This window comes from Myxococcales bacterium, assembly GCA_016720545.1.
Lineage (GTDB): Bacteria > Myxococcota_A > Polyangia > Polyangiales > Polyangiaceae > JAAFHV01.
Window position 1 is genome coordinate 541,459 of the sequence record JADKKK010000001.1, and the last position, 24,288, is coordinate 565,746.

At 72.0% G+C, this 24,288-nt stretch carries 23 protein-coding genes; 16 read left to right on the forward strand and 7 right to left on the reverse strand.

What is annotated here, in order from left to right; all coding sequences use genetic code 11:
• The first annotated feature begins 71 nt into the window (after positions 1 to 71).
• On the forward strand, positions 72 to 770 hold the full coding sequence (locus IPQ09_02235) for a class I SAM-dependent methyltransferase (protein MBL0193041.1): 699 nt from the start codon (positions 72 to 74) through the stop codon (positions 768 to 770).
• On the opposite strand, the gene IPQ09_02240 is transcribed toward IPQ09_02235, so the two are convergent.
• On the reverse strand, positions 754 to 930 hold the full coding sequence (locus IPQ09_02240) for a DUF4177 domain-containing protein (protein ID MBL0193042.1): 177 nt from the start codon (positions 928 to 930) through the stop codon (positions 754 to 756). The genes IPQ09_02235 and IPQ09_02240 overlap by 17 nt on opposite strands.
• Before the next feature lie 128 nt (positions 931 to 1,058).
• On the opposite strand from IPQ09_02240, the gene IPQ09_02245 reads away from it, so the two are divergent.
• The gene (locus IPQ09_02245) at positions 1,059 to 2,441 is read left to right on the forward strand and encodes a hypothetical protein (protein MBL0193043.1); all 1,383 of its coding nucleotides are present in this window, start codon (positions 1,059 to 1,061) and stop codon (positions 2,439 to 2,441) included.
• A 71-nt stretch (positions 2,442 to 2,512) separates the two neighbouring features.
• Here the strand turns inward: IPQ09_02245 and IPQ09_02250 are convergent, their stop codons facing one another.
• Positions 2,513 to 3,079 (reverse strand): NUDIX hydrolase, encoded by a 567-nt coding sequence (locus IPQ09_02250; GenBank protein MBL0193044.1) that lies wholly within the window; start codon positions 3,077 to 3,079, stop codon positions 2,513 to 2,515.
• Positions 3,080 to 3,131: 52 nt separating this feature from the next.
• On the opposite strand from IPQ09_02250, the gene smpB reads away from it, so the two are divergent.
• Positions 3,132 to 3,614 (forward strand): SsrA-binding protein SmpB, encoded by a 483-nt coding sequence (gene smpB / locus IPQ09_02255; protein MBL0193045.1) that lies wholly within the window; start codon positions 3,132 to 3,134, stop codon positions 3,612 to 3,614.
• Complete coding sequence (locus tag IPQ09_02260) at positions 3,611 to 3,940, forward strand: hypothetical protein (GenBank protein ID MBL0193046.1); 330 nt, start codon at positions 3,611 to 3,613, stop codon at positions 3,938 to 3,940. The genes smpB and IPQ09_02260 overlap by 4 nt, the downstream gene beginning before the upstream one ends.
• Before the next feature lie 38 nt (positions 3,941 to 3,978).
• Here the strand turns inward: IPQ09_02260 and IPQ09_02265 are convergent, their stop codons facing one another.
• Positions 3,979 to 4,815 carry a metal ABC transporter ATP-binding protein gene (locus tag IPQ09_02265; protein MBL0193047.1) on the reverse strand — a complete coding sequence of 279 codons (837 nt, stop codon included), beginning with the start codon at positions 4,813 to 4,815 and terminating at the stop codon, positions 3,979 to 3,981.
• Complete coding sequence (locus IPQ09_02270; GenBank protein MBL0193048.1) at positions 4,812 to 5,786, reverse strand: zinc ABC transporter substrate-binding protein; 975 nt, start codon at positions 5,784 to 5,786, stop codon at positions 4,812 to 4,814. The genes IPQ09_02265 and IPQ09_02270 overlap by 4 nt, the downstream gene beginning before the upstream one ends.
• 105 nt (positions 5,787 to 5,891) lie before the next feature.
• Here IPQ09_02270 and IPQ09_02275 point away from each other — a divergent pair, with 105 nt between their 5' ends.
• From IPQ09_02275 to IPQ09_02300, 6 genes are all read left to right on the forward strand, one after another.
• The gene (locus tag IPQ09_02275) at positions 5,892 to 6,932 is read left to right on the forward strand and encodes an arginine N-succinyltransferase (GenBank protein MBL0193049.1); all 1,041 of its coding nucleotides are present in this window, start codon (positions 5,892 to 5,894) and stop codon (positions 6,930 to 6,932) included.
• Position 6,933: 1 nt separating this feature from the next.
• Positions 6,934 to 7,887: an alpha/beta fold hydrolase gene (locus IPQ09_02280; GenBank protein MBL0193050.1), complete on the forward strand. Its 954-nt coding sequence runs from the start codon at positions 6,934 to 6,936 to the stop codon at positions 7,885 to 7,887.
• A gap of 75 nt (positions 7,888 to 7,962) precedes the next feature.
• Positions 7,963 to 8,670 carry a DUF938 domain-containing protein gene (locus tag IPQ09_02285; GenBank protein MBL0193051.1) on the forward strand — a complete coding sequence of 236 codons (708 nt, stop codon included), beginning with the start codon at positions 7,963 to 7,965 and terminating at the stop codon, positions 8,668 to 8,670.
• Positions 8,670 to 9,620 (forward strand): endonuclease/exonuclease/phosphatase family protein, encoded by a 951-nt coding sequence (locus IPQ09_02290; protein ID MBL0193052.1) that lies wholly within the window; start codon positions 8,670 to 8,672, stop codon positions 9,618 to 9,620. Before IPQ09_02285 ends, IPQ09_02290 begins: the two co-directional genes overlap by 1 nt.
• Positions 9,621 to 9,690: 70 nt before the next feature.
• Positions 9,691 to 10,614 carry a Grx4 family monothiol glutaredoxin gene (gene grxD / locus IPQ09_02295; protein ID MBL0193053.1) on the forward strand — a complete coding sequence of 308 codons (924 nt, stop codon included), beginning with the start codon at positions 9,691 to 9,693 and terminating at the stop codon, positions 10,612 to 10,614.
• Position 10,615: 1 nt separating this feature from the next.
• A complete protein-coding gene (locus IPQ09_02300) occupies positions 10,616 to 10,876 on the forward strand; it encodes a BolA family transcriptional regulator (GenBank protein MBL0193054.1) in 261 nt (86 codons plus the stop codon).
• A 60-nt stretch (positions 10,877 to 10,936) separates the two neighbouring features.
• Here IPQ09_02300 and IPQ09_02305 read toward each other — a convergent pair whose 3' ends face one another.
• On the reverse strand, positions 10,937 to 11,770 hold the full coding sequence (locus tag IPQ09_02305) for a hypothetical protein (protein ID MBL0193055.1): 834 nt from the start codon (positions 11,768 to 11,770) through the stop codon (positions 10,937 to 10,939).
• 274 nt (positions 11,771 to 12,044) lie between these two features.
• Here IPQ09_02305 and IPQ09_02310 point away from each other — a divergent pair, with 274 nt between their 5' ends.
• Both IPQ09_02310 and IPQ09_02315 read left to right on the forward strand, forming a co-directional pair.
• A complete protein-coding gene (locus IPQ09_02310) occupies positions 12,045 to 12,653 on the forward strand; it encodes a hypothetical protein (GenBank protein ID MBL0193056.1) in 609 nt (202 codons plus the stop codon).
• Positions 12,654 to 12,670: 17 nt separating this feature from the next.
• A complete protein-coding gene (locus IPQ09_02315; GenBank protein MBL0193057.1) occupies positions 12,671 to 12,988 on the forward strand; it encodes a cytochrome c in 318 nt (105 codons plus the stop codon).
• Positions 12,989 to 13,062: 74 nt separating this feature from the next.
• Here the strand turns inward: IPQ09_02315 and IPQ09_02320 are convergent, their stop codons facing one another.
• Positions 13,063 to 14,055: a hypothetical protein gene (locus IPQ09_02320; GenBank protein ID MBL0193058.1), complete on the reverse strand. Its 993-nt coding sequence runs from the start codon at positions 14,053 to 14,055 to the stop codon at positions 13,063 to 13,065.
• Between the two features lie 1,438 nt (positions 14,056 to 15,493).
• Between IPQ09_02320 and IPQ09_02325 the strand changes: the two genes are divergently transcribed.
• Entirely contained in the window at positions 15,494 to 16,252 is a 759-nt protein-coding gene (locus tag IPQ09_02325) for a hypothetical protein (protein MBL0193059.1), read from the forward strand.
• Between the two features lie 333 nt (positions 16,253 to 16,585).
• Positions 16,586 to 18,586, forward strand: coding sequence for a WGR domain-containing protein (locus IPQ09_02330; GenBank protein MBL0193060.1), 2,001 nt, complete (start codon positions 16,586 to 16,588; stop codon positions 18,584 to 18,586).
• An 84-nt stretch (positions 18,587 to 18,670) separates the two neighbouring features.
• Here IPQ09_02330 and IPQ09_02335 read toward each other — a convergent pair whose 3' ends face one another.
• Positions 18,671 to 20,005: a hypothetical protein gene (locus tag IPQ09_02335; protein ID MBL0193061.1), complete on the reverse strand. Its 1,335-nt coding sequence runs from the start codon at positions 20,003 to 20,005 to the stop codon at positions 18,671 to 18,673.
• A 187-nt stretch (positions 20,006 to 20,192) separates the two neighbouring features.
• Here IPQ09_02335 and IPQ09_02340 point away from each other — a divergent pair, with 187 nt between their 5' ends.
• Positions 20,193 to 21,989: a ferritin-like domain-containing protein gene (locus IPQ09_02340; GenBank protein MBL0193062.1), complete on the forward strand. Its 1,797-nt coding sequence runs from the start codon at positions 20,193 to 20,195 to the stop codon at positions 21,987 to 21,989.
• Positions 21,990 to 22,089: 100 nt separating this feature from the next.
• Positions 22,090 to 24,249: a family 20 glycosylhydrolase gene (locus IPQ09_02345; GenBank protein MBL0193063.1), complete on the forward strand. Its 2,160-nt coding sequence runs from the start codon at positions 22,090 to 22,092 to the stop codon at positions 24,247 to 24,249.
• Positions 24,250 to 24,288 lie beyond the last annotated feature (39 nt).

The following is a 24,288-nucleotide window of genomic DNA, read 5'->3' on the forward strand; positions in this document are numbered from 1 at the left end:
CCGGGGCCCGTGTTCCACGTGCGCCGCGGGAGCGCCGCACGCGCCGCACACGGCGGTGCTACGCTTGGCTCGTGGGGGCGGCCGACGACGCACGCGCGGGAGGCGCGCGGGGGTTCTACGACGCGATCGCGGGTCGGTACGATCGCGTGTATGCTGCACGTGGACGCGAGGCGGGGGCGAGGCTCGCGGAGGTGGCGGCGTCGCTGCCGGCGCGCTCGCGGGCGCTCGTGCTCGGCGTCGGGACGGGCCGCGAGCTCACCTCGTTGCTCGACGCGGGCCACGCCCCTACGGGCCTCGACTTCTCTCCCCGCATGCTGGAGCACGCGGGGCGACGCGCGCGGCCGGTGCCCCTCGTGCTCGCCGATTTCTGGCAGCCGCTCCCGTTCCCGTCGGGCGCGTTCGACGCATGCGTCGCGCTCCACGGCACGCTCGCACACCCGCCGAGCAAGGGAGCCATCGCCTCGCTCGCCGCTGAGCTGGCTCGCGTGCTGCGCCCCGGCGGGGTGCTGGTGATCGAGGCGCCGAGCCCCTCGTGGGACGCCGGCGGGGCCCCAGGCGAGGCCGACGACGACGGGCGGGCGGTCGCGCGCTTGGACGCCGAACACTCGGTGGCGGAGGACCGCGTCGCGAACGTGGCCGTGCCCTTCATGACGCTCGCCGCGACGAGCTGGGAGGCCCTCCTCGCGCCGTCGTTCCGCGCACGAGCCACCGACGACGGGCGCGAGATCCGAGTGATCGCGAGCGCGGTGGCGCCTAAGCCGGGCGCTTGAAAATGAAGTAGACCTCCTTCGAGTTCCCGCCCTTCTCGCGATCGAAGCTCGAGACCAACTCCCAGCCGTCGGCCCCCAGGGCGTTGAGGCGGCCCTCGAACTCCAGCTTCTCGATGTCGAGGACATCCATGGTGAGGCGCCGATAGGTCCAGATCGTCATCCCTCGAGGGTAGCCAAGAATGGCGGGAGGGTCGAGGGCCCTTCAACGCGCGCGAGGTGCGAGCACGCTCGACGTCGCGCGAACGTCCGCGCGGCGCGTGTGCGCCTGCGAGTGCTACGTTCGCTGGCGTGAAGGCACGTCGATTCCCGTGGAGCTTCTTGGTGCGGTCGCTCTCCCTCGCGGGCGCCATCTCGCTCTCCGCCTTCCCGTCCGGGGCGCGCGCCAACGGGAGGTTCCCCGCCACGAACGCCATCGTCGTTGCGCCGCGCGACCCGTCGTTTCTCGTGCTCCGCGCGACGTATGGCGTGCTCTTCTCGCGCGACGCGGGGAAGACGTGGGACTGGGTGTGCGAGCAGAGCCTCGGCTACTCGGGCATCGAGGATCCTCCCATCGCGCTCACCGAGCGCCCGGTGGTCGTGGGCGCGATGTTCGGCGGCCTGGCGGTGTCCGACGACCAGGGCTGCTCGTTCGCGCTCCGCAAGGGGCCGCTCGACAAGCGCGTGATGAACGACGTCACCGTCGCGCGCGGTCGCCCCCGCGAGGTCCTCGCGCTCTCCTCGAGCTACGCCGGCAGGGGCGACGCGGGCGGCGACGCCGGCGGGAACCTCTACACGTCCACGCTGTTCGTCAGCAAAGACGAGGGGCTCACGTTCGCCTCCACCGGCGCTACGCTCGACCCCACGGTGCTCCTCGAGACCGTCGAGGCGACGGAGAGCGATCCGTCGCGGGTGTACCTCAGCGGAGCGCGAGAGGGCGCCTCCGGCATCGAGGGTGTGCTGCTCATGTCGGTGGACGGCGGCGCCACCTTCACCGAGCGCCGGGTCCCGCTGGTCGCCGGGGAGCGCGCGGTGTTCATCGGAGCGGTCGATCCGAAGGACCCCGATCGGCTCTACGTGCGCCTCTCGGGCGGCCCCGACTTGGCCCGAGGGAGGCTGCTCGTCTCCGACGACGGCGGGAAGGCCTTCCGCGAGGTCTGGGCGTCCGACGGCCCGCTCACCGGCCTCGCGCTCTCGCCCGACGGCGCGCGCGTGTACGCCGGGAGCGTCAAGGACGGGCTCGTCGTGGCGGACCGCGGCACGCTCGCCTTCGAGGCGCGCGCGAAGGTGCAGGTGCAATGCCTCGCCACGGCCGGCGACCGGGTGTTCGCGTGCTCCAACGAGCGCAGCGGGTTCGTCGCGGGCGCGAGCTCCGACGACGGCCGCACCTTCGCGCCCCTGCTGCGCCTCGCCGGCCTGCGCGGGCAGCTCGCCTGCGGCGCGAGCTCGACGACGGCGGTCGAGTGTACGAAGAACTGGCCGCGCCTCCGGGACGAGCTCGGTATAGGCGCCGACGGCGGCGCGACGAGCCCCGCGCCGCCGTCGCCCGCGGCGCCCCCGCCGCCCGGCGACTCGGGCGGTTGCGACACGGTCGGCCGACGCGAGGTGGCGGGCACGGCGGGGGCCGGGGTCCTCGCGCTCGCCGTCGCGCTCGGCGCGCGCTGGGCTCGCCGTCGCGCGCGGCAGGCGCCGTAGCCCAAACGGCGCGCGCATCGTGCACAGTGGCGCATCGTGCCCGGGCAGGGCGCGCCCCTCGTGGCGCGCCTTCAGCGTCGGCGGCGCCGAAGAAACGTCTCCAGCGCGCTGACCACGAGCGCGTGCCGGATGACCCCCTCGTCGAGGAGCGCGGGGACGTCGGCGAGATCGACGAGGACGACCTCGAGCTCCTCGAGCTCGTCGAACTGCTGCGCCCCGGAGGGCACCGCGCCGTGCGCCACGAACGCGTGGCACACGTTCCCCTGCATGGCCGGGTTGGGGAGCACGGACGTGAGCGGCTCGATCGACGCGGCCTCGTACCCCGACTCCTCGCGGAGCTCGCGCACGGCGGCCTCGAGGGGGGTCTCGCCGGGGTCGATGACGCCACCTGGGACCTCGAGGCTCATCGCGCCGGTGCCGAAGCGGTACTGCCAAACGAGGACGAGCTGGTCTTCGGGCGTGATGGCGATCACGTTGCACCAGTCGTTCATGCGGAAGGTGTTCACGTTCATGCGCGGCTGGCCCGCGCCGTCGACGATCGCGTGGCGCTCGACGCCGAACACGCGGTACTCCGCCACGAGCTCCGTGCGGACGCGCGACCAGGGAGCGATGGTGGGGCCCTTGACTCGCGGGTGCATGCCGCCGCGATAGGCACTTTTTGGCCGGGGTGCAAGGTGGTACACGACGGGCGTGGCCAAGACGGACAAGAACCCGGGCGAGAAGCTCGTCGTCAAGAACCGTCGCGCGACGTTCGACTACGACATCGACGACGTCTTCGAGGCGGGCATCGTACTCGTGGGCTCCGAGGTCAAATCGATGCGGGAGGGGCGCGTGGAGATCGTCGACGCGTTCGCCTCGGTCGACCGCGGCGAGGTGTGGCTGAAGCAGCTCCACATCGGGCCGTTCGAGCGCGCCGCTGCGTTCCCCCACGACATCCGACGCGCGCGAAAGCTGCTGCTCCACAAAAACGAGATCGTGCGAATCGAGCGCGCGCTCACGCGCGAGGGCTACACCCTCATCCCGCTCCGGCTCTACCTCAAGGAGGGACGGGTCAAGGTGGAGGTGGGCCTCGCGCGAGGCAAGAAGCTCCACGACAAGCGCGCCGACATGGCGAAGAAGACCGCCGACCGCGAGGCGCGGGCGGCCATCGGCCGCGGGAGGAAGGGCGCATGAGCGAAGACACGGGCGCGGCGGCCACCTCGACCGACCCCACCGCTTCCTCGTGGCACCTCGCGTGGAGCCGCGGCGGCTTCGCGCGGTTCGTGAAGGTGTCCGACACGGCCCTCACGCTCTCGTCGACCGTGCCCTCGCCGCCCGGCTCGCGCATCGACGCGACCTTCGTCGACGCTCCCCAGCTCGGCTTCCGCGTGAAGATCCACGCCTCGCGGCGCCAGCCCGACGGCACGTTCGTCCTCGAGGGGCGCCCGATCGATCTCACCCGCGAGGTGCGCGCCCACGCGCTCGCGCTGATGGCGGCCCCGCCCCCCGCGGCGGGCTAATCCGCGCGCGCCCCGACTCCAGGGGCGTGACCGCAGGTTCAGTCGCCGTCGAGCGCCATGGTCTTGTGGTCGCCGACCTGGATGGCGGAGAGGTCGGAGACGTTGGACAGCTCGCTCCAGAGGCCCCACGCGCGGACCGTCCGCTCGAGGTACACGACGCGCTCCGCGCAGCGCGCGATGGCCTGAAGGTTGTGCGTCACCAACACGGCGGCCATGGTCTCGCTGGCGCTGATCTCCGCCATCAGATCGACGATGGCGGCGCGGCCGCCCACGTCGACGCCCGCGGTAGGCTCGTCCAAGATGAGGAGCGCCGGCTTGGTCACGAGCGCACGCGCGAGGAACACGCGCTGGGTCTCGCCGCCCGACAGATCGCGCATGGAGGCGCCCGCGAGGCGGGCCGCGCCGCAGCGCTCGAGGGCAGCCATGGCCACGTCGCGTTCGTGCCTGCGAATGACGAGCGGCCACCGCCCTCGGAGGTTGGCGACCACGACGTCGAGGGGAGTGGCGGGGAAATCGCGATCGAACGCCTTGCGCTGGGGCACGTACCCCACCTTGGCCCGGCCCTCGGCGACCGGGAGCCCGGCGATGCGGATCGAACCCTTGGTGGGCGTGAGCAAGCCGAGCACGCACTTGAGCAGGGTGCTCTTGCCGGCGCCGTTCGGGCCGGAGAGGCAGAGGAACTCGCCCACGGGTACGTGGAAGGTGACGTCCTCGAGCACCGCGCGCTTGCCGAACGACACGCTCACGCCTCGCACGTCGAGCGCGCGGGGCCCCTCGTCGGGCGGACGCGTGCCGTGAAACGTCGTGGGCTCGAGCCGCCGCGAGGCGGGCCCACGAGGGCGGTCCGAGAGCGACGAGGGCGGTCCCGCGCTCACTTCTGATACTTCTCGAGCTGCGCCACGTTGAAGCGGAGGGTCTTCTCGTAGCTGTCGGTCTCGGCGCCGCCGCCCACGGGGTCGAGCACCCCCAGCGGGACCTTGGCCTCGTCGGAGAGCACCTTCGCTGGCCTCGGGTCGAGCTGCGGCTCGCTGTAGAGCGCGGGCACCTGCTTGGCCTTGATGACCGTCAGCACCTTCTGCACGTAGTCGCCCGTGGGCGTCGCGCCGGGGAACGGCTCGATGACGGCCAGCACCGTGAGCCCGTAGCGTGCCGCGAAATAGCCGAAGCTGCCGTGGAAGGTGACGAAGCCCTTCTTCGGGAGCGCCTTCGTGCGCGCCTCGAGCTCCTTGTCGAGCGCCTCGAGAGAGTCTTCGAGGGCGGAGGCGCGCTGGCGGTACGCGACGGCGTGCGCGGCGTCGAGCTTGGCGATCTCCTCGGCGAACGCGCGCACGATGAGGCGCGCGTTCTGCGGGTCGAGCCAAACGTGGGGATCGAGCGCGCCCTTCTCGTGGTCGTGATCGTCGTCGTCGTCCTTCCCGCCGTGTTTCTCGCCATGATGGTGAGCCTCTTCCTCGCCGATCGCCTCGAGCTCGACCTTGCGGGTGGGCACGCGATCGCCCACGCGGAGGAGCTTGGCCTTCGGCGCGGCGTCCTTCATGAGGCGCTCCATCCACGGGTCGAGCCCGAGGCCCACCATCACGCCGAGGCTCGACTTGGCGACCTCCTCCACGTCGTGAGGCGTGGGGTCGAACGTGTGCTCGTTCTTGCCCGGAGGGAGGAGCAGCGAGACGTCGGCGTCGGGCCCCGCGACCCGCTTCACGAGGTCGTACACGGGGTAAATCGACACCGCGACGCGGGTCTTTCCCGCGGGTCCCCCGCCGCAGCTCTTGCAGCCGGAGAGCGTGAGGGAGCACACGGCCGCGAGCGCGAGGAGCAACGTGAGCGCGGGGCGAGCGAGGCGGTGCATGAGGGCAGAGCCTATGCCACGGCGCCCGCGCTGGGCAGGGGGAACGCGCACCATCCGGCGCGGCGCCCACGCGCGGGGATGTGATACCCTCGTCGTTCGGGGTCTATGCTCGACTACGAGATACGCGGCGCGCTGCCCTCCGACGAGGAGCAAATCCTCTCGGTCGCGCGCCACCTGAATACAGTCAACTTACCTGACGACAGGGAAGGGGTGCGGCTCATTCTGGACGCCGCGCACAAGAGCTTCACGGGCGCCACGAAGGACCCGAAGCGCCGCGAGTACGTCTTCGTGCTGGTGGACAAGACCCAAGACAAGATCATCGGCACCTCGATGATCTTCGGGCAGCTCGGGCGCCGCGAAGCGCCGTACATCTACCTCGACGTGATCGACGAGGAGCGGTACTCGCAGACCCTCGACAAGCACTTCAAGCACACGACGCTCTCCATCGGCTACTCGTACGACGGACCCACCGAGATCGGCGGGCTCGTGCTGCTCCCCGACTACCGGCGGGTGCCCGAGCGCCTCGGACAGTTCGTGTCGTACGTGCGCTTCTTGTTCATCAAAATGCACCGTGAGCTCTTCCGCGACGAGCTCCTCGCCGAGCTTCTCCCTCCCCTCGAGAAGGACGGCACGTCGCATCTGTGGGAGGCGCTCGGCCGGCACTTCACCGACATGACCTACGCCGACGCCGACCGACTCTCGAAGCGCAACAAGGAGTTCATCCGTGCGCTGTTCCCCGAGGGCACGCTGTACGCTTCGCTCCTGCCCAAGCTCGCGCAGGAGGTCATCGGGAAGGTGGGCGCGCAGACCCGCGGCGTCGAGAAGATGCTGCGGCGCATCGGATTTCGGTACGCCGAGCGGGTCGACCCGTTCGACGGTGGCCCCCATTTCACGGCCCTCACCGACGAGGTGACGCTCGTGCAGCGCACCGAAAAATCCCGCATTTCGAGGCTCGTACCGGCGAGCGAGCCCACGAAGACGCGCGCCCTCGTCGCGCGTCACCTGGAGTCGGCGCCGTACTTCCGCGCGGTGCTCTCGCCGGTGCGGGCGGGCCCCGGCGACGAGGAGTGCGAGATCGGGGCGCTCGCCGCCGAGCACCTGGAGCTCGCCGTGGGCGACGACGCGTGGGTGCTGCCCCTCGACTGACATGGTGACCCGAAGCGCAGCGCCGGCCGACGAGGAGGGAGGGGCGGAGGAGCTGGAGCTCCGCACGGCCGACGGCGTGTCGCTGCGGGCGACGCTCCGCGAGCCGCCGATCCTCGCGTGGCCCGCGCCGCGGGGCACCCTGGTGCTCGCCCACGCCGCGTTCGCGCGGCGGGTCGAGTGGGAGCGGCCGCGGGGCCAGGGGCTCGCGGCCCGCCTCGCGCGGCGAGGCTATCGGACGCTCGCCTTCGACTTTCGCGGCCACGGCGACTCGCCGAACGGCGCGCGCGGCCACGGCGACTCGCCGAGCGACGGCTACGACGCCTTCGTGCGGCACGATCTGCCCGCCGTGGTCGCGTGCGCGAAGGACCGCGGCGGGCGCGTGGTGGTCGTGGGCCACTCGCTCGGCGGTCACGTCGCGCTCGCGTCGCAGGGGCTCGGGCTGCTCGGCGCCGACGCGGTGCTCGCGGTCGCGGCCAACGTGTGGCACCCCACCTTCGAGCCGTCCCTCGCGCGCCAGGCGCTGAAGCGCGGCGTTGCGACGCTCATGACCGGCCTCACGCACGGGCTCGGAGGCTTCCCCGCGCGCGCGCTCCGCGTCGGCAGCGACGACGCGCGCCCCTCGGCGGTCGGCGCCTTCCTGCGCACCGCGCGCGATGGCTCGTGGCGCAGCGACGACGCGCGCGACGACTACCTCGCCGCCCTCACGCGCGTGGACATCCCGGTGTGCGCGCTCCTCAGCGAGGGCGATCGCCTCGCCTGCCTCCCCGAGAGCGGCCGGCGCTTTCTTGCGCGGACGCGCGGCCCGCGCGCCTCGTTCGTCGTCGGTTCGACGGGCGGTGCCCCCGCGCCCGACCACATGGCGCTCGTGACGGCGCACCACGCGGGCCCGTGCCACGAAGCGTGGGAGGCCGCGCTCGCGTGGCTCGAGGCAGAGCTCGAGCGCGCGGCGTCGTAGGCGTCGTACGGGAGCGCGTTTGGTCGCGCCCTCGCCTTCGACGCGCGCGAGACAAGTGGGCCGATTCGTGATGGAATATGGGGCTTGGACGATCGCCTGAGCTCCCCCTCCGTCGCCCGAAATCGCGACCCGATCTTGGAGGTCCTGGCGCCGCTGTGCTCCGCGCGACGGGCGGCGCAGGCGGCAGACGCTCGCGAGGAGCCGGTGCGGGTGCTCGAGCTGGCGAGCGGCTCGGGCGAGCACGCCGTGCACTTCGCCACGCACCTGCCGCTCGTGACCTGGCAGCCGAGCGACCTCGACCTGGCGAGCCTCGCGAGCATCGACGCGTGGCGGCTCGAGGCCCGCGCGACCAACATCCTGCCGCCCCTGCGCCTCGACGCGACGGACACCTGGCGACTGCCCGCGATCGGCGACGGCGCGCGCTTCGACGGCCTCGTGTGCATCAACATGCTGCACATCAGCCCCTGGGAGGCCACGGTCGGGCTCTTCGAGAACGCCGAACGCGCCCTCGCCCGCGGCGCGTTCGTGCTCCTCTACGGGCCGTACCGCCAGGGGGGCCGGCACACGGCCGAGAGCAACGCGCGGTTCGACGCGAGCCTCCGCGTGCGCGATCCGCGCTGGGGCGTGCGCTGCCTCGACGACGTGACCGCGGTCGCCGCGGCCCGAGGCTTCACGCGCGAGCGCGTCGTCGAGATGCCGCGCGACAACCTCTGCGTGACGTTCAGGTCGACCGGCGAGCGCGACGAGCGCGACGAGCGCCCGCGCGGCGCCACGGAGGGGTGATGCGCGTCGTATCCTACAATGTGCGATACTTCGGCCACGGCACGCGCGGCGTCGCGAGCACCGAGGGCGGCATGCGCCGCATCGCCGCGGCCGTCGCGAGGCTCGATCCGCTCCCCGACGTGCTCATGCTCCAAGAGATCGAGACGCGATCGCTCCGGTCGAACGCGCTGCACTGGGGCCGCGGCGCCCCGCAGATCGAGACGTTCTCCAGCGTGCTCGCGGCCGAGCTCGCCCTGAAGCGCACGACGCTCGACGCGTACGCACCTCACTACTTCCCGGCGCACGTGTACGGCCTGAAGGCGAGCCCGGTGTACACGACCGGCCTCGCCATCCTCGTGCGCAAGAGCCTGCCGGTTCTGCACGCCAAGGCCGAGGACATCACCCAGCGCGAGGGCTACTGGTTCCCCTCGCTGAAGCAGACGCGGCTCTGCGCGCACGTGCGCGTCGCGCACCCGAAGCTCGGCGAGATCGATCTGTTCAACACGCACCTGTCGCTGCCGCAGGCGTTCTCGCGCCAGTTCTGGCGACGCGGCGACAAGATGGGGCACGGAGAAAACCAGCTCGCCGAGATCGAGGCGCTGCTCGCGTTCGTCCGCGCCCACCGGGGCGGAGGAGGCCTCGTGCTCGCGGGCGACTTCAACGCGGCGCCCGGCTCACCGGTCATCCAGCGGGTCTCGGACGAGGGACTGCGGCACGCCCTGACCGACCTCCACGGCCTCGACGAGGCGGGGCTCAAGGCGTTCCCGACGGCCGGATTCATGCACCTGCGCATGCACATCGACCACGCCTTCACGAGCCCCGAGCTCGTGTTCCACGAGCTCCACGAGACCTTCCCGTTCGGCAAGCGCGAGGGGCACTTCTGGGGGCTCTCGGACCACATGCCGCTCGTCGGCAGCGTGACGCGCAAGGAAGCCGCGACCGAGCCGCAGGGAGCGCGCGCCGAGGGCTGACTCGCTCGCCACGCTCGAGCTAGGTCGCGCGCGCCTTGACGCCGCGTCGCCGGCATACGAGGAAGGAGCCATGTCGCTCCCCGAACCCGTCAAGGCGCAGATCGAGGCCGAGCTCGCGAAGAGCAAGGTGGTGTTGTTCATGAAGGGCAGCAAGCACTTCCCTCAGTGCGGCTTCTCCTCGCAGGTCGTGCAGATCCTCACCACAGTGGGCGTGCCCTTCGAGACCGTGAACGTGCTGAAGGATCCTGCGATCCGGGACGGAATCAAGGTCTACGCGGAGTGGCCCACCATCCCGCAGCTCTACGTCGACGGGCAGTTCGTCGGCGGCTGCGACATCGTGAAGGACCTCTACGCGTCCGGCGAGCTCGGCGAGCTGCTAGGCGCGGCCCCGAAGGAGGCGCCCGCGCCCCCCACCGTCACCCTCTCTGACACCGCGAAGCGAGCGATCACCTCGGCCGACGACGGCTCGGGCGACACGCTCCGGCTCGAGGTGAACGCCGAGTTCCAGTACGACCTCTACTTCGGGCCGAAGGAGACGAGCGACGTCGAGACGACGGCGAGCGGCGTCGTCGTTCGCATGGATCGCGGCACCGCCTCCCGCGTGAACGGCCTCCACATCGGCTGGGTGGAAGACCAAGGCGGCGCCTTCAAGATCGACAACCCCAACGAGCCGCCGCGCGTGCGAGGGCTCTCGGTCGAGGGCCTCCAGGCGATGCAGACGCGCGGCGACGCGTTCGAGCTCATCGACGTGCGCACCGACGGAGAGCGCCGCACGGCGAAGATCGAGGGAGCCAGACACCTCACGGAGGAGACCGAGTCCGCGCTGCTCGCGCTGCCACGCGACACCGTGCTCGTGTTCCACTGCCACCACGGCATGCGCAGCCGGAGCGCGGCCGAGCACTTCCTCCGCGAGGGCTTCCGGAAGGTGTGGAACCTCGAGGGCGGCATCGACGCGTGGTCCCTGAAGATCGACCCGAGCGTGGCGAGGTATTGAGATGAGCGAGCACCCCACCGACTTCCAGGGCAGCGTCCTCGACGCCCTCCGAACCAGCATCCAAGGGGCCCTCCCCGACGCGCAGGTGGAGGCCTCCGGCGGGGGCGGCCATTACAGCCTGGTCGTCACCTCCACCGCGTTCGCCGGCAAGGGTCCGGTCGACGCGCAGCGCCTCGTGTACTCGGCGATCGCCCACCTCATGAAGGGCGATCGCGCGCCCGTGCACGCCGTCGACTCGCTGAAGACCAAGGCGCCCCGCTGAGTCGGCGCGTGACCGTGAGTGGCCACGAAGGGACGAGCCTTCCCGAGGCTCGATCGCGCTTCAGCGGCGGGTGAACACCACTCGGAAACGGTTGGTCCACCCGCGCACCGGATCCCCATTGGCGTCGAGGGCGGTGACGAACATCTCGCGGAGGGCGCACTTGGCTGCGGCGTTCGCGAAGCCCTGCGACGGCGCCGCCATGATGAAGACCTTCGCGGGTCGGCCGTTCGGGAGCACGTCGGCCTTCGCGTGGACGACGACGGAGCCGTCGAGGTCGGCGTTCTCGCCCTGGAACGCGAATGGGCACTTCCAGTGGCGGTCGCCCCCGAGCGACGCGATGCGCGTCAGGTCGTTGCCGCCGCCACCCCCGCCCGCGCCGTCGCCCGCGCCGTCGGGGACGCCGTCGGCGCGCGCCATCGCGTCGTATACGGGCCTGGGCGACGTGGCGGCGCTCTGTGACACGCCGCCCGCGTGCTTGGAGCTGTTGCCGTGCACGATCGGGACCGCGCTCGCGGCGGTGTCGAGCGCGAGGGTGGGGCCCACCTCGGCGGCCTGGGCGGCGAGCCAGGGGAGCGGCACGGCGTGCACGACCGGTGGCGCGGGGCGTTGGCCCGTGGCCGTCGACCGGGGCACCGGGCCACGACTTGGACCGATGGCGCCGGTCACCCGAGGCGCTGGGGAGACCTTCTCGCCTTCGTCGAGCGAGGTGTCGATCCACTCGACACGCCGGGGCGCCGCTCCCCCCGCCGAAGCCTGCGGGAGGGCGAGCCACAGAAACGCCGCGTGGAGCACCGCGGAGACGAGCACCGGGCGTAGCGCTGAGCTCTCGAGCGCCCGCGCAAGCGGGCTGCTCTCGTCGCGCAGGTCGCGCAGGTGGCTGGGCGGTGTCGACATGGGCTCCCCTCCGTGCCTTACAGACCTGCAAGGAACAACCTTACAGACCTGCAAGGATACATGGGCCGACCCTCCGCGCAAGGCGCCCCACGCGCATTCCTGTGCCCTCCCTGGGGAGGCGAGGCACGACCTTCGCCCGTGGGGGTCGCCCCGGCTTGGCCGTCCCCTTCGGTCTCCTTCCTCCGCGCGGCTCGAGGGGGCCGGGGCGACCTCGGAGAGGAAAGTCGCCGCCGGCTCATAACGGGGCCGCGCGGCGGCCACTCACGAGCAGACCATGACGCTCCCCTCCGCGCCCCCCGCCGATCGCAACCCCCTCCTTGGCTTCGCGGCGGCGCTCGCCGTCTTCTCCGTTCTGCTCTCTCCTGCGCAGGCGCGCGCCGAGTCGGTGGCGTTTACGCTCATGGCGGGGCCGAGCGCCTACGCGACCAGCTGGCGCGGCGACTTCGGAGGTGGCGGGACCCTGCGCGCCGGGGCCCGCTTCGCGCGCGTCGTGGCGGTCGAGTTTCAGGGGTGGGAGAGCTATGCCACCGTCGATCATCGCATCAACACGGGGCTCTCGCTCGGAGTCGCGGGGTATGTCCCGTTACGGAGCGTTCGCCCGTATGGGCGCGTATTTGCCATTCACCAACACGAGGAGTCCCTCGTGTCCGTGGAGGACGCGCCCGGCGGCGTCGTGCTCGGCGTGGGCGCTGGCATTCGACACCGCGCAGGCGGCGGGCTCACCCTCGGGGTCGAGGTACCGCAGAGGCTCCTCGGACGAAGGCTCGAGCCGGCGCTCACCGTGAGCGCGAACGCGAAGTGGTTCCCCGACGCGCTCGGTCCACGATGGGTATTTGGTGTCGACCTCGGGATCTCGCTCAAGTTCATCCCGGGGGGCGCGTGAGGATTGTTGCGTGTCTGGTGGCCGGCATCGCCTTGGTCACCGGGTGCAGCGGCGCGACGACGATCGACGAGCGCGCGTGCCCGCCAGGAGGGACGGCCTACACCTACGAGAACTTCGGGAAGGCCTTCTTCACGACCCACTGCACGACCTGCCACGGCGGCGCGAACGCCTACTCCTCGCGCTCGTTCGCGTCGGTCGAGTCCATTCGCGGCTCGCGCGAGCGCATCTTCGCGAACTCGGCGGCCGACAACGAGGCGATGCCCCCCGGCCCGAGCGGGCCTCCGCGCGCGGAGCGTGACGCCCTCGCGGAGTGGCTCCGGTGCGGGGCCCCCTGACGCTCCTGGGAGAGGTTCCAGCTCACCGGAGGCGCCGCGCCCGCGCTCGGTCGAAATCGGCGAGCGGGACCGGCTCACTTCAAGAACGTCGCGAGCCACGCCTCGACGGCGCTCGAGTCGACGTAGCCGTCGATGCTGGCGCCGGGCCTCACGACGTCCGGGCAGGCGGGGGTGCGCGACACGAAGCGCTTCGTCGCGACGAGCGCACCGGTCCGGCGCTCGTAGACCGACACCTCCTCGTCGTGGAGCAGGCGGCTCATCCCCACCACGTTGCCCGTCTTTCGGCTTCGGTACGAACCGCACGAGAGCGAGCGGATCGTGGTCTTCTCCGACGAGACGAGGTCGAGATCGCCGATCGTGGCGGCCGTGCCCAGCACCTTGCTCCCGAGGATGGAGTAGACCACCAGCGACCGGTTGGCGCTCGGGCCCGCGGTCTCGCCGGCGAAGCGGACGGGCCCCTTGGCGATCGTGCCGAGCTGCGTGTTCACGAAGCCGAGGGCGCGGCCGTCGCGCGGCAGCTTGCCCTCGAGCTTGGTTTTGTCGGCGAACGTGATCGTGATCGGGACCTCGAACTTGTACTTGGAGCGGCCGTCCCCGAGGATCGAGGTGGGCGCAGAGCGGGCGCGCTTCGAGAAGTCCAGGGTGGTCGTGAGCTTGGGGCCGCCGGAGGGGAGCGTCTGCCCGTCGATCTCGACCACCGTGCCGGGGTCGACCTCCAGCTCGAGCCGTGAGCTGGAGCTGTCGAGCTTGCCTCGGCAGCGCCGGCTGCCGCACGACACCGAGTCGCCTGTCACGGTCACCGCCGCGGGCCAGTCGAAGAGGAAGGGCCCTGAAGACTTCTTGACCTTCTTCGCCTCCGAAGGGGGAATCAAGGTCAAGTAAATCAGACCTTTTCCGCCGGGCTTCGAGGTCACCTTGTCGAGCGGGAACACCACCTTCGCGTCGCCGGAGGCCGACGCATAGGTCGACTGGTCGAGGTATTCGATCCGCGCGCCGGGGGTGGTTTGAAGGCGGAAGGTCATCGTGGCGCGGCCGTACGTAGGCGTGTTCTCTTCGAAGGAGATCACCTCCGCCTTTGCGGGCTTCTTGCACCGCGGACCGCAGATAACACGGAGCGCACGGGCCGATGTAAATCATCGGACTGGCCCTGTCCCGTAGGGCACTACGGCGAGCGGTTCCGGCCTAAACTCGCTACGCAGCTTGTCGCTGCGCGAACGGCAGTCGTGCTAGCTAGTCCCCTGGAAGCGTGATCCCTTCCAGAAGTCGCGCGGCTCGGCCTTTCGCCACAAGGGAGCGAGGGGGTGTCCCGTCTTCGGCGGCGGTGGGAGGATACTCATGTTCGAGGGTCGGCGTTCTCGCGCGGTCACACCCGAAACCACTGTCCCCTGAGCGCAAAGCGCCGCCTCCACCGCGCGGAACGACGTCCGAGTTGAGGACGGGCCCGCCGCCGCCGAAAACGGGGCACCCCCTCGCTCCTCGGAATGACACCGAAGACCGGACTTCTGATACGAACCACGACTCCAGGGGACTAGCGGACCTGGGCTGGAGGAGGGGTGAGTTTTGCCGGGTGCTCGCGCACGCGGCCCCCCGAGTCGCCGCCACACGCGGCCGCCAGGGACAGGAGGAGCATCGCGGCCAAGCCCCGCATGAGCCACCGCCTCGAAGAGCGCACCACGAGTCTACCCCATTCCGAGACTGAGGGCTTGTCGGCCGGGGTACTCCAATCCTCCCCGACGCGCTCGGTGTGTCCACCGTTGCCTTTCTGGAATTCTGGGTACGGGAACGCCCGTCACCCTCAACTGCGTCGGCTCGCTGGTCGGCTGCAGCTACCCGGCTACCACCCGGCGAGAGCGCCGCGAGTATCGGACGGAGGTCGTGACGCACTGGCGGCTGGTCGCGGCTCCCTGACGGGCGCGAGCGCGCGGGCACCACGCCCGCGCGAGTCGGGCCGCCGCTACCGCTCGAAGAAGAGTCGGCCGCTGTTCGCGCCGAAGCTCACCACGGGCTCGGAGGCGGTGGGCGTCGTGTCGAACACGCCCGCCGCGTAGTTGACAATGCGCAGGTCGGTCCACCGGAAGTTTTCGTGGGTGTTGAGCTCCCAGATGGCCTGGAGATCGGCGGTGGCCGTGGGGTCTATCGTGAGGTCGATGGGGGGTGCTCCCGCACGCGAGCGCGAGGCCGGCGAGGCTGGCGAGGGCGGCGGAGCGGAGAGCGAGAGAAGAGCGCATCGAAGGGACCTCCGGGCGGGAGCCTACCGTGGACGCGCGACCTCGGGGGACCGTTCAGCGGAGCATGTGGCGAGGGGTGAGTGCGCACGCGCGAGGCTCACCCGGGGCTTCGAGCCGCACGCGCACCGGTCGCGCGCGCGCGCAGCATTTGCCGCCCTTCGGGCCACTCGCCGCGGCGACCGCGCTCGAGTTCCAGCGCGCGCGCACGGGTTGCGTGGCGGCACCGGCCGCAGCCCAGCCGGGTCTCGCCTGGCTTGCGACTTGCACACACTCGGACATGGCGTTCCAAGGGCGATGTCCGACGTGGCTCGGGGTGGCGGCGATGGGAGCGATGGTGTGGATTGGATGTGAGCCGCCAACGCCCTCGGCCCCGCGCAAGCCGGTGGAGACGGAGATCGTCGTCGAGGCGCCGCTCGACGCCGTGTGGGACGCCACCGTCGAGTGGTTCGCCACGCGAGGTCTGCCGATCAAGAACATCGACAAGACCTCGGGGCTGCTCGCCACGGAGCACGTGATGCCGACCGCCCAAGCCGAGACCGTCATGAGCTGCGGCACCCCTGGCCCGAACCCCAACGGCAAGGTGGAGCACGCCGATCACCGGACGCACTTCAACGTGTTGCTCCGCGCACAGGGTCCACGGCAGACCAAGGTCACGGTGAACGCGTTCTTCGACTGCCTCGTGAACACCTATGAGAACGTCGGCCTGTTCGGAGGGCAGGTGCGCCTCGACTCGAGCGTGCGCCACAAGTGCGGCTCCACGGGTACGCTCGAGCGCTCCATCCTGTCGCGCTTGGAGAAGGTGAAGACCTCGCCGGCGACGGACGCTGGGGCAGCGCCCACCGCGGCGCCAAGCGCCGAGCCGAGCGCGACGCCATCGGCCACGCCGAGCATGAGCGCGTGCACTACGGACGCCGAGTGCCGCGGTGGTCGCGTGTGCCGCGCCGGGACGTGCACCAAGCCTGCGTGCGCCAAGGACGTGGACTGCCCTGAGCCCCAGATCTGTGAGAGCGGGGTGTGTCACGCCCAGAAGCCGTGAGCGCCTCGAGACGCGGGGATCGCGCGCCCTCGAAGCGTTGATACGCTCGTCGCCCACGGCCGCCACCGCACCTCATCGACCTCGAGACGCACCTTCCCCCGCTCCCGTCGACGTGCTGCCAGAAGGGCTATGGCCTGCTCTACCACCCGGTGGAGGAGGCCCTCTGGATGCTCGACTTCTCGGGTTCGCTGTGGCGCTACCGACACGAGACTTGGTCGCTCGTCTCGAGCTCCGAGCAGCTGATGCCCGAGGGGTACTCGCAGCGCTACTCTTGGGGCTTCTACTTCTACTGGGACGGCGCGCTCGGGACGCCGGTGTGCTTCGCCACCGGATATGTTCGCCTATTCGCCGCGCGAGACCGGCCGATGGCCTGCCCATTTGCTCGTGCTCGAGAAAGGGGAGCTCCGAGAGCGGCCCGTCACGTCCCTCCACGCGTGCGGCGGCATGGCGCACGATCCCGATCGCGACGTGACGTACGTCTTCGGCCCGTGGTTCGGCGACGGGACCCTGCAGCGCACCCTCGGGACCTACCGCGCCGGCACGTTCGCGCCCGCGGCAGGTGCAGTCGCGGGCGAGCGGCCCTTCGCGGCGCCCGGACACCTCTTCGGAGACACCGGGCGCTCGGGGCTCTACTGGCTACGGGGGACGTCTTCCACGAGGCCACAGGCAGAGATGCTCCCGGTCGCGCCGCCGAGCGTCGCGCAGGGGACCACCCGTGCGGGCCTCCACGCGGTCGGGAGCGACGGCGCGATCGCGCGTGTCGACTTCGACGGCGAGGCGTTCACGCAGCGCACCCCCGCGCCCCGCGGCTTTCCGGCGCGCGAGTCCACGTGCCTCGGCGCGGACTACGAAGGCGATCGCCTCCTGCTCGTGAGCGGGGTGCCCTCAGGATACGGCCCGTTCCCGAAGGACGCTTGGCTCGCGGCGAACGGAGAGTGGTCGAAGCTGACCCTCACCGGGACGGCGCCGGCGCTCACGGAGGCGGCGCTGACCTACGACGCCGCGCGCGCGGTGTGGATCCTCGCGAGCGGCCGCGACAAGGCCTACAGGAGCGGCACGAAGACCTTCGAGACCGACGAGAAGAGGTGGAAGTCCTACCCCTCTCGGTTCGTGGACGCGGAGGGGCAGGAGACCGGCGCGACGCACGTGGGCCTCATGGTGCACGACGCGCCCACGGCGCAGACCTTCGGCCTCGCGGGGCACTACGCGATGGATCGCGTCTACGTCTACGAGGGCGAGGGCGTGTGGCGACTCTTGTGCGATACGCCGGCGGGTGGAGCGTTCGACGTCACGACGCGCACGCTCGCGTGGCGAGAGGGAGCGGGCGTGACGACGCTGGACGTGGGCTCGCTCCTCGACGCTCGCGCGGCGTCTCGCCACGCCCTCGAGGACGAGGCGACGACGCAGGACAAGGGCCGCAGGGTGCAGGGCAAGGGCGCAGCGAAGCGCTCCGCGGAGCAACCCGACCGCTCGGCCGCCTCGCCGAGCGCCACCGGCACGCCCGACGCCGTGTGGCTGCGCTACCAGGACGAACGCACCGACAAGGTGTGGTTCGCTCGACGCGAGGGCGCGGCGCTCACCGTGCGCTTCGGCAAGCGAGGTGGCACGCTTCAGGAGAAGACCACGGAGCTGAAGACCGAGACGCTCGCGCAGAAGCGGCTTGGGTCGCTCGTGCGCGAGAAGCTCGGCAAGGGCTACGAACATGCCCCGGAGGGCGAGGCCGTCGCCGCGCTGCCGGGCCGCCGCGCGTTCCACCTCTCCCACACCACGCGCACCAAGAAGGGTGATGCGGAGGACGTGTGGGGCGGCGTCCCCTCGGGCGTCACCGCGCGCGAGTGGCCCGTGTGCGCCGAGTGCAGCGCGCCCATGATCCACGTCGCGACGTTCCACGCGCACGCGGACGGTTTGCCGCTGGTGAAGCACGCCGCGCTCATGGCGTTCGTGTGTGGCGGCGAGATGTGCGAGTGCTGGGACGCGGAGATGGGCGCGAACAAGGTGCTCTTGCGCACGGCGAAGGACCTCGCAAAGGGGACCCTGGAGGCCCCGCCAAAGGGCGCGGAGGTGGCGAAGGCGATGGTCTTCGCCTACCGCGACATCTTCGAGGTGGACGCCGAGCTCGAGCCCGACGCCGCGGGCCCGGAGACGTGCGACAAGATCGGTGGGTACCCCGGGTACCGCCAGGGCGACGAAGTTCCCACGTGCCCGACCTGCGAGGCGCCGATGGGCTTCGTCGCCCAGCTGAACGAGCACGATCTGAACTTCACGGGGGGCGGAATGGCGTACATCTTCCTGTGCCGTGAAGAGCACTCGGTCGCGCTCTTCATGCAGCGCTGAGGGCGCGCGCGCGGTCGTGCCGTCCGCACCGCGCACGCGGTGAAGGCTGCGGAGGGACGCGGCGCGGCGTCGAACGCGGCGCGCTCAGGGCTTCGTGCAGATGGGCGGCGCGCCGGGCTGGAAGCTCGACAGGTCGAGGCAGCCCCACTTCTCGGGGCACACGCTCGGGTTCGCCTTGCAGCCTGTCGCGGTGCAGTAGCCGCTCGACCTCCCGGGCATGAGCGCGCAGTAGCTCGCCGCGCCGCTGCAGCCGGTCGAGTCGGTGCAGGTCGCGCCGAACGAGCCGCTCGCGGCCCCGCCCGAGGGCGAGGGCGCGGGCGCGGCGGTCCCGAGGGGCTCGCCGAAGACAAAGAGGCAGCTCGTCGTAGGGAGCCCGACGTCACGGAGCGCCGTGAGCTGGTAGGTCTTCCCCTTCACGAGCGAGGGAGCGAAGCCTTCGGAGGGGGTGTCCTGGTAGGAGCCCGCGGGCGTGGTGCCGTAGCGCAGGCCGCTCTCCAGGGCCTCCGCGCTCGGGAGCACGTCGAGGCGCCACACCGTGCCCTGCGGACGGTCGAGGTTCGGGGGCACGCCCGGGTTCTTCGACCCCGCCTCGAGCACGTAGAGGTACCGCGCGGTGCCGCCCTTGAAGAGCACGCGCCCCTGCGGCTCGACGCCCTCGCCGGGGCCGCACGCCGTGGCCGGGCGCACGCTGTTCTCGTAGATGGGTCCGCCGAAGGGTGGCACCGCGCGGGCCTGCGCCTCGGGGATCCGGCGGCGCGCGAGCTCGGCGTCGACGAAGCGCTTCATGCGCGGCGTGTCGGTGGTGGGGATGCCGGTCGCGCTCCTGTCGAAGCCGTGGTTCGCCGCGGCGGGATACGCGCCCAGCACGGAGGAGTCGGCGAGGCCGGCGAAGAGGGCGAGCCCGGTGTCGGAGAGGGTGTCGAGCCAGAGCGGCTCCGCGGCGATGTCCCACTGGGCCGGACCGCGTGGCGTGATGCGGCTGTCGTGGCAGCACGCGCAGCCGGTGGCCGCGATCTGCGATTTCGCCCACGCGAGCTCCCCCATGAACGCGGCGTCTTTGAGGCGCGGGTCGGACGCGGAGGGGACCTTCGCCGGCTCGCGCGGGTAGTAGGGCCGCTGGGTTCGCACGACGTCGCAGGAGGCGTACTGCGAGAAGCTCTTCTCCGGCTGGGTCGCGCCGGCGATCGACACGGCCGTGCAGACCTTGCCGTCGGGCCCGGCGGACTCGCCCGCGAGCGGCGGCCGGCAGTCGAGGAAGGGAGGGATGAACACCCCAGGGAGCGCGTCCTCGACACGGGTGACTGGCGTGATGTCCGAGCGGTGGGTGACGGGCTCGGGCCCGCCGTCCGAGGCGGCTTCGGAGCAAGAGGCGAGCGCGGCCAAGGACAGGCAAGCGGCGAGAAATGCGGCGGACTTCATGGACGACACCGTACACGCTCGGCGCACCAATGCAACATGTTTGTTCAAGGTTATCCAAAACCATATGCAAACCGTACATGCGCCCAGGGCTCCGGCCACCGGGCGAGGGGCCCGGCCATCGTTTCGGCACCGGGCTGGCCAGACGGGTCTTGCCCGGCTCCTGCGCGTGGCCGAAGCTCCTCCCCCCATGTCCCCTCGCGATCTGCGCCTCCGGTTCCTCACGGCGCTCGGGCTCCCCGTCGCCACGCTCCTCGCGGCGGGTTGCAAGAAGACCCCCGTCGCGCACGACGCGGGGCCCTCGCCGGCGCTCACCGCGACCGAGCCGGCGCCCACCTTTCGGTCGGGTGAGCCTGCGCGCGCGGCCGCGATGCAGGCCATGGCAGCGACGCTCGGACCGGCTCCGGCTGCGCTCCCCTCCTGCGAAAAGGATCAGTTCCCCGAGACGGTCTGCGGCTTCGCGGAGGCCATGGATGCGCCGGCGCCGACGCCGGACGCAGGCGCGACGCCGGACGCAGGCGCGACGCGGGACGCAGGCGCGGCTCGACGCAAGAGCGCGGCCCGCCCGTTCGAGAGCTGCGGGCTCACCGGTGACACCCTCGCGGCCACCGGCGAGCTCAGCTGGGGACAGACCCTCACGGCCACGGTCGCCTCGCAGCACTCGTCATGGAAAGCCCACGATCCCGCCAACGCGAGCTTCAGGCTGGATCCTCTGAAGACCCGAAAGCAGCGTATCGACGTGGCGGGGACGCGCGCGCGCGTGGAGGTCGAGCAGCCCCCGGTCGTCGTGGCGAGGTACGCCAAGCTCGACCCCATGCGCGCGTGTTGTTACTCACGCTGCAACCCGCTCGTGGTCGCCGCGCCGACACGCTCCGCCGCGCCGACACGCTCCAGCGCGCCGCCAGCGGACGGCAAGTGGGCCTCACGGAGCGTCTGCTTCGAGCCGCCTCCCGGCGGCACGACGCTCCCCGCGCCTGGCGCCCGGGCGTGCCCGGCGGGGGTCAAGCTCGGCATCGGCCCGGAGGACGACGTGGCGCCGGCGATCGTCCCCTCCAACGTACGCACCGCGACGGGAGGTCCCATGTGCTGCTACGCCGCCCTCGCGCCGCTCCCTCCCTGTAGCGAAGCCTCGCTCGGTGAGGAGTGTTTCGGTCAGCGCCCCCAACACGCGAAGGGCCGCCCCATTCGCGAAGGTGGCGTGCTCGTCGTGGCCCCCACGGTGTTCTCCCCGGAATGGCAGGGGGCCGTCGCCCCGACGCTCGATGTCGACGGGTTGGCTCTCGAGGTGCGTGCGCGGCTCGCCGACGCGTGGACGCGCGACGCGGCGATGGAGCACGCGTCGATCGCCTCGTTCGCGCGCCTCGCCCTCGAGCTGCTCGTGCTCGGGGCGCCGCCAGCGCTCGTCGACGCGGCGCACGTGGCCGCGCGCGACGAGATTCGTCACGCGCGGTTCGCCTACGGGGTCGCGTCCTGGGCCCTCGGGGCGCCGCTCGGGCCCGGCCCCCTGCCCGTCTCCGCCACGCCCGCGGCGACCACGCTCGTCGCGCTCGCGCGTGAGACGTTCGCCGACGGGTGCGTCGGCGAGACGCTCGCGACGCTCGAGGCGTGGGCCGCGCGAGACGGCGCGGAAGACGTCGAGATCCGCGCGGGACTCGAGCGAGTCGGCGACGAGGAGGCGGCGCACGCGGAGCTCGCGTGGCGGGTCGTCGCGTGGTGCATCACCGAGGGTGGTGCGCCGGTGCGCGCGGCGATCGCGGAGCTCGCGACGCCCCTCGACGCGGAGGCTCGCGGTCCCCTCCCCGCGGCCCCCCCGCCGGAGGCCGCGGACGCCCAGCTCGCGCGCTTCGGCGTGCTGTCCGAGGGCGAACGCCAGCGACTCCGCCAGCGCGCGCTGCTCGAGATCGTGGGGCCGTGCGTGTCCGCCCTCCTCACCGCGGGGCGGAGATCTCGGTCGACCGAGCACGTCGAGCCGCACGAGCCCGCGTGACGCGCGCGCCGCAGGGGCCGCGTGCGCGACCCGGCCTCGGTCACGCCGGCGCGTTGTTCGCGGCGTAAATCGAGGCGAGAAGCAGTAGAAGGAGGCGGCCGTGCCCCCTCGCCTCGCCCCTCGATCGACGCCTCTTCGCGCGCTGGCCTCGGCCCTCTGCGCGCTGCTCCTCGGCTGCCCTCGCCCGCCCGCGCCGTCCGAGCCGTCCGCTCCCACGCCGGCGCTCAGCCCTTCGGCCGACGCCCCGGAGCCCGCGTGCGCCGTGGTGCCCGCGCCGCGCGAATGCCGCGTACACCCGGGCACGGTGACGCTCGCCGGCGCGCCCGAGGTGCGCCTCGTGCCTGGCTGGGCGAGCGAGAGGTACGAGCTCGACACGCGGGAGCCTCGGCCACGCATCCGCGCGGGCGCTCGCGCCGGAGTCTTTCGCGCCGAGACGACGCTCGCCCAGCTCGCGCCCGCGGGGGTGGCCCCGAGGCGTGTGATCGAGGACGAGCCCGCCTTCCCATGGCGCGGCCTCCTCGTCGACGTGGCGAGGCATTTCTTCACGGTCACCGAGCTCGAGCAGCTCGTCGATCGCATGGCGCTGCTCAAGCTCGACGTCCTGCATCTCCATCTCTCGGACGACCAGGGCTTCCGGCTCGAGCTCGACGGGCACCCCGAGCTAGCGCGCCGCGGCGCCTTCCGGCTCGAGGCGGGCCGGAGCGTCGGCGGCAGCTACTCGAAGGGCGAGCTCGCGGCCCTCGTCGCGTACGCAGAAGCGCGCTTCGTGGAGATCGTCCCCGAGATCGACCTGCCGGGTCACACGGGGGCGATCCTCGCCTCGCACCCCGAGCTCTCGTGCACGGGCGGCCCCTTCGAGGTGCCGAGCACCTGGGGCATCTTCGACGACGTGCTCTGCGCAGGGAACCCGGCCACGCTCGGCCTCGTCGGTGAGGTCCTTGGCGAGGTCGCGGGACGCTTCCCCTCGCCGTACCTGCACGTCGGAGGCGACGAGGTGCCCGCGACGCGCTGGTCGGCCTGCCCGAAGTGCCGCGAGGCCATGCGCGCCGCCGGGCTCCGCTCGCCGTCCGAGCTCCAGGGGGTCTTTACGGCGCAGGTCACCGAGCGGGTGCGCGCGCGCGGCAAGATCCCCGTCGCCTGGGACGAGGTGCTCGAGGCCGGCGCTCCCGCGGGCACGGTCGTCATGGTGTGGCGCGCCGGCGACGCCGCGGAGCGCGCGCTCCGCGCCGGCCACGACGTGGTGCTCGTCCCGAATGACCACGCGTACCTCGACGCGAAGCAGTCAGGACGAGCCGACGAGCCCGGCTCCGACCGCGTAGTCTCATGGGCCGACGTGGCCGCCTTTGCGCCCGAAGCCGCCCGGCGCGCCGAGGGCGCACGCGGCCGCGTGCTCGGCGGGCAGGCCGCGCTGTGGACCGAGCACGTGGGCTCGCTCGCGGACGCCGACACGCTGCTGTTTCCGCGCCTGCTCGCGGTGGCCGAGGCCCTTTGGAGCGCTCCGCGGCCTCCACGCGAGGACCTCGAGCACCGCACGCGCGCGCTGCTCCCCCTGCTCGACGCGCGCCACGTCGGCTACTTCGTGGCGCCCCCCGAGCTCCCCGAGCGCCGGGTCTTCCTCGAAAGCACGACGCTCGAAATCCCACGAGCGCCGCTCTACGGTGGGCGCGTCGACGTGGCGCTCGACGACGGGGCGTTCACCCCGTTCGCCGCGCCGCTCGTCCTCTCGGCGTCGACGCGCGTGCGCGCCGTACGGGTCCTGCCTAGCGGACGCCGCAGCGGCGTGGCCGAGGGGCGCGTGGTGCGTGAGCCCTTGGGCCCGGCGCGACCGCGGCCGCTGGGCGGGCCAGGCGTGCTCTACGACTACGTCGAGGGGGAGTTCGCGCGGGTGCCCGTTCTCCGCCAGCGCGACCCGAACGTGTCCGGCTCGCTGCGAACGTTCAGCCTCCCGCCCGCGCGGCGAAGGGAGCACTACGCGCTCCGCGAGCGCGCGATCTTCGTGGCCCCGGCGGACGGCGTCTACACGTTCACGGTGACGAGCGATGACGGCGCGGTGCTCCGCGTCGACGATCGGATCATCGTCGACAACGACGGGCACCACGCCCCGCGCCCGCGCGCTGGCGAGGTGGCGCTCGCCAAGGGAGCCCACGACGTGGAGCTCGGCTTCTTTCAGGGCGGGGGCGGCGACGCGCTGGCGGTCGCGGTGCGATCGCCCGACGGCGCGATCCGTGACCTCGGGGAGCTCTGCTTCTTGCCTCGATGACGTGGACCACCTCGCGCTCGGAGGTTCGGCGCTCGATTC